The sequence below is a fragment of the Angustibacter speluncae genome, from assembly GCF_054777815.1.
Map to the genome: position 1 here is coordinate 1 of NZ_BAAHAF010000042.1, position 3,668 is coordinate 3,668.

At 77.2% G+C, this 3,668-nt stretch carries 6 protein-coding genes; 1 reads left to right on the top strand and 5 read right to left on the bottom strand.

Going from position 1 to position 3,668, the window contains the following annotated elements; all coding sequences use genetic code 11:
- The 5 genes from ACYVKY_RS04700 to ACYVKY_RS04720 all read right to left on the bottom strand — a co-directional run.
- Positions 1-227: hypothetical protein (locus ACYVKY_RS04700; protein WP_460433838.1), on the bottom strand; the 227-nt coding region annotated here is incomplete at its 3' end.
- On the bottom strand, positions 228-1,091 hold the full coding sequence (locus tag ACYVKY_RS04705) for a CHAP domain-containing protein (protein WP_460433839.1): 864 nt from the start codon (positions 1,089-1,091) through the stop codon (positions 228-230). It lies immediately after the preceding gene.
- Entirely contained in the window at positions 1,088-1,324 is a 237-nt protein-coding gene (locus ACYVKY_RS04710) for a hypothetical protein (RefSeq protein ID WP_460433840.1), read from the bottom strand. The genes ACYVKY_RS04705 and ACYVKY_RS04710 overlap by 4 nt, the downstream gene beginning before the upstream one ends.
- Positions 1,325-1,338: 14 nt before the next feature.
- Positions 1,339-1,602, bottom strand: coding sequence for a WXG100 family type VII secretion target (locus tag ACYVKY_RS04715; protein ID WP_460433841.1), 264 nt, complete (start codon positions 1,600-1,602; stop codon positions 1,339-1,341).
- Between the two features lie 93 nt (positions 1,603-1,695).
- Positions 1,696-2,397 carry an FHA domain-containing protein gene (locus tag ACYVKY_RS04720; protein ID WP_460433842.1) on the bottom strand — a complete coding sequence of 234 codons (702 nt, stop codon included), beginning with the start codon at positions 2,395-2,397 and terminating at the stop codon, positions 1,696-1,698.
- Between the two features lie 54 nt (positions 2,398-2,451).
- Between ACYVKY_RS04720 and ACYVKY_RS04725 the strand changes: the two genes are divergently transcribed.
- A partial coding sequence (locus ACYVKY_RS04725) for an NHL repeat-containing protein (RefSeq protein WP_460433843.1) occupies positions 2,452-3,668 on the top strand: 1,217 nt, incomplete at its 3' end.

Genomic DNA, 3,668 nt, shown 5'->3' on the forward strand with positions numbered 1-3,668 from the left:
CGCGCGCCGGACGGTGCCGTCGACAGCACGCTGCCGTCGCGCACGGGGGTGCGGTCGAGCGGGGTCGCGGGGGCCTGCGCGACGCCGTCGACGTGCAGCACGGCGCCGGCCGCCTGCCCGAGCGCGGCCAGGACGTCGTCGGTGGTGGCGCCGGCGGCCGGCACCAGCTGGGCGGCGGCCGGCCCGTCCGGGACGTCGACGACGACGTCGAGACGGTCGGGCAGCACTCAGATCACCCGGCCGAAGCCGAACATGCTGGGCTCGTCCTTCTGGTGCACCACCAGGCGCACGGCGTCGCCCTTGTTGCCCTCGACGGTGACGAACGAGCCGTCGTCGCGGACCTCGACCACGATCCCGGTGTGGTCCGACTCCCAGGTCGCACCCCTGTGCAGGTAGATGTCGCCGGTCAGCGGGGTGCGGTGCAGGTTCCCCGCGCGGCGCAGGGCCTCGGCGCCGGCGCGCACGCCGGCGAAACCCTTGGGGCCCTGCAGGTTCGGCAGCGGGTGCCCCGACCTCGCGTACACCCAGGACACGAACATGGCGCACCAGGCGTTGCCGTCCAGGCCGTACCAGCGGCCGTACTTCGTGCGGTTGCCCGCGCCCTCGCGGATGCCGACCTGCGAGCGCGCCAGCCGGGCCACCTCCTTGCGGGCGCGGACGCGGCGCTCGTCGCGCCTCGACCGGCCGCCGCGGGGGGTCGCTCCGGGCCGCTTCGTCGAGCCGCCCTCGTCCCGGACCCTGCGCACCTCGTGCCACGTGCGCCGGGCCGCCCCCTGCTCGGCCCCGAGCACGTTCGCGCTGAAGTACAGCTGCCCGCTGACGCCCGCCGCGGTGGCGAGCAGCGCGGCGACGTCGGCGCGGGTGTCGGCGTCGGCGCCCTTCGCCAGCCGGCGCAGGTCGGCGGTCGTCTCCTCGAGCCGGCGGACGAGCGCGCGGCACAGGTCCTCGAGCCCGTCGACCTCCTCGCTGAGGCGGTAGAGGTCGTCGGCGTCGACCCGCAGCCGGGTGCCGCCGTCGCCGGCCGCGAGCCGGTCGGACGCGACCGGCCTGCCGTTCTCGCCGATCGTCGGACGGTAGGCGGTGCCGCTCACCCCTTCGCTCCCTTCGACGCGTGCGCCTGCACCCGGGTCGACAGGGCCGCCAGCTCACCGCTGAGCCGGTCGACCACGTCGAGCTGGGTGTCCAGCGCGGCGCGGAACCGGTCGGCGCGCCCGCCGGTCCAGTCGATGGCCGCCACGCGGCGGCGCAGCCGGGCCGACTCCAGGCCCAGCCGGCGGCTGTCGGTGCGCAGCCGGTCGGAGACCTCGTGCCACGTGGCGGCCATCTTCGTGACCCCCGTCAGGACAGGACGGTGTGCGCGCTGTCGCCGGCGTTGCCGGCCTCGGCGCCCGCCTCGTCGAGGGCTTGCGCGAGCCGGCGCAGCGCGGGCTCGAACTCGCCCTCCCAGGCGGCGCGGAACCGGTCGGCGCGGGCGCCGGTCCAGGTCGTGCTGCGGACGGTGCCGCCGAGGCTGCTCAGCAGCTGCTGCACGTCGGCGGCGTTCTGGTTCATCTTCGAGCGCAGGCTCGTGGTGCCGGCGACGTCGATCGTGTAGACGGACATGCGTTGCCTCCCAGGGCGTGTCGTGGTTGCTGACGTCCACGACGCTAGGGAGGCGCGGTGCCGCGGCACCATCGGAAGGGGTCCCCAGCGACCTCAGCCGGGCAGGTCGACCAGGTCGTCCGGGGTGATGAGCCGGCGCGAGATGACGTACTCCGCGAGCCCGGTCAGGGCGCTCGGGCCCTGCAGGCCGGGCACGCCGGCGGCGGTGAGCCGCTCGCGCAGGTACTCGATCCGCTTCACCAGCGTGGTGCGCGGCCAGCCCAGCCGCGCGGCCGCCGCCTGGTAGCTGCGCGGGTAGGGGTCGTGCCGCGGCGGCTCCAGCAGGTAGCCGGCGAACAGGGCGAGCAGCGCGAGCCGGTCCTGGGCGTTCACGACCACGCCACCGGCCAGGTTCGTCGCCTGCTCGCCGTCGTCCGCGGCCCGCGCGGCGTCCGGCTCGGCGGCGGTGCCCGCGCGCACCTCGAGGGTGTGCCGGGTGGTGCTCCCCTCGACGTGGACGAGCAGCCGTCCGTCGACGACCGCGCGGCGGCCCGGCGGCAGCACGCTGCGGAAGCCGTAGGCGTCCACGACCGAGAACGGGATGGAGGAGCTGAGGTTCGCCACGAACCACGTCACGGGGTCGGTGCCGGCGCTCACGACCTCGCCCGCCGTGCGGGAGATCCCGGTGTCGTCGGGGTCGAGGACGAGGTCGCACGAGGCCGACCGGCCGAAGACGAGCGTGCCGCCGGGATCGAGCACCACCGGCTCGCCGGCGGGCCCACCCCGCCGGACGTGGACCACCGTCGCCTGCTCCATCCGGGGACCCCTTCCCATGGGACCTGCGCACGCTCCGGACGTACCCTCCCAGACGTGACCACGCCCGGCCGCCGCGACGCGACCCCGACGCTGCGCGAGCGCCTGCGCCGCGACAACGGGCAGGCCGTGGGGCTCGTGCTCGTGCTGGTCCTGCTCGGCGGCGCCGCGTTCGGCACCGGCTGGAAGGCCACCGGCGACGTGCTGCTCTCCGGTGGCACCTGGCTCGCCAAGGGCGACTCCGCGGTCCACGTGAACGGCGGCACCGGGCAGGTCGACGCGGAGGTGCGCGACGAGCTGCTCGCGCAGGCGCGGGCCGCCGGGGGCACCGGGGTCGGCATCGTCCCCGGCCCCGACGGCGGCATGTACGCCGTCGACCCGCAGGCCGGCACCGTCACCGTCGTCGACGGCGCCACGGCCGCGGCGTCCGAGCCGGTCGAGGCCGGCACCGGCGTCGAGGTGCTCGCGGGCGGCGCGCGGGCCGGTGACCCCGTGTACCTCGTCGACCACGAGGGCGGCACCGTGCAGCCGGTCGACCCCGTCACGCTGCGTCCCACCGGCGACCCCGTGCTGCGCGCCGACGGCGGTGTCGGGGCGGCCGTGGTCGACGGCGAGGGACGGGTCTGGGCGGTCTCGCCCGGGCAGCAGCAGGTGGTGGCGGCCGGAGCGGACGCCGAGCCGGTGCGCGCCGGCGCCGACGCCGTGCTCACCAGCGTCGGCGGTCGCGTGGTCGTGGTCGACCTCGCCCGCGACCGCGTCGTCGTCGTCGAGGGCGGCGACCGCCGCGAGCACCGCGTCGAGCTGCGCGACGACGACCGCGTCGCCCAGCCCGCCGAGGGCGACCTGCTCTGGCTCGCCCGCCCGTCCACCGGCGAGGTGCTCGGGGTCGACGTCCGCACCGGCGAGGTGCGCACCGCGGCCACCGGCGCCGGTGCCGGCGACCTGGGACGGCCGGTCGTGCACGGCGGCAGCGTGTACGTCCCGGACCTCGGCGCCCGCGTCGTGCGGGCGGTCAGCGCCGACGGCTCGCGCGCCCCGCGGGAGGTGCAGGTGCCCGGCCGGTCGGACGACTTCACCCTCACCCTGTCCGGCGGCTACGTGTGGGCCAACGACGCCCAGGCCCGCCGCGCCACCGCCCTCGACGTCGCGGGCAACCAGACCACCGTCGACAAGGGTCCGGGCGAGGGCCTGGTCGACGAGGAGGCCGAGCGGGCCGCCGCCCGGGAGGCCGCGGCCGAGCAGGCCGCGCGCGCGGAGCAGGCGCGGCGCGAGGC

Coding starts and splice junctions, on each gene's coding strand:
- ACYVKY_RS04715 (WP_460433841.1), bottom strand. CDS start 1,602: ATGTCCGTCTACACGATCGACGTCGCCGGCACCACGAGCCTGCGCTCG.
- ACYVKY_RS04710 (WP_460433840.1), bottom strand. CDS start 1,324: ATGGCCGCCACGTGGCACGAGGTCTCCGACCGGCTGCGCACCGACAGC.
- ACYVKY_RS04720 (WP_460433842.1), bottom strand. CDS start 2,397: ATGGAGCAGGCGACGGTGGTCCACGTCCGGCGGGGTGGGCCCGCCGGC.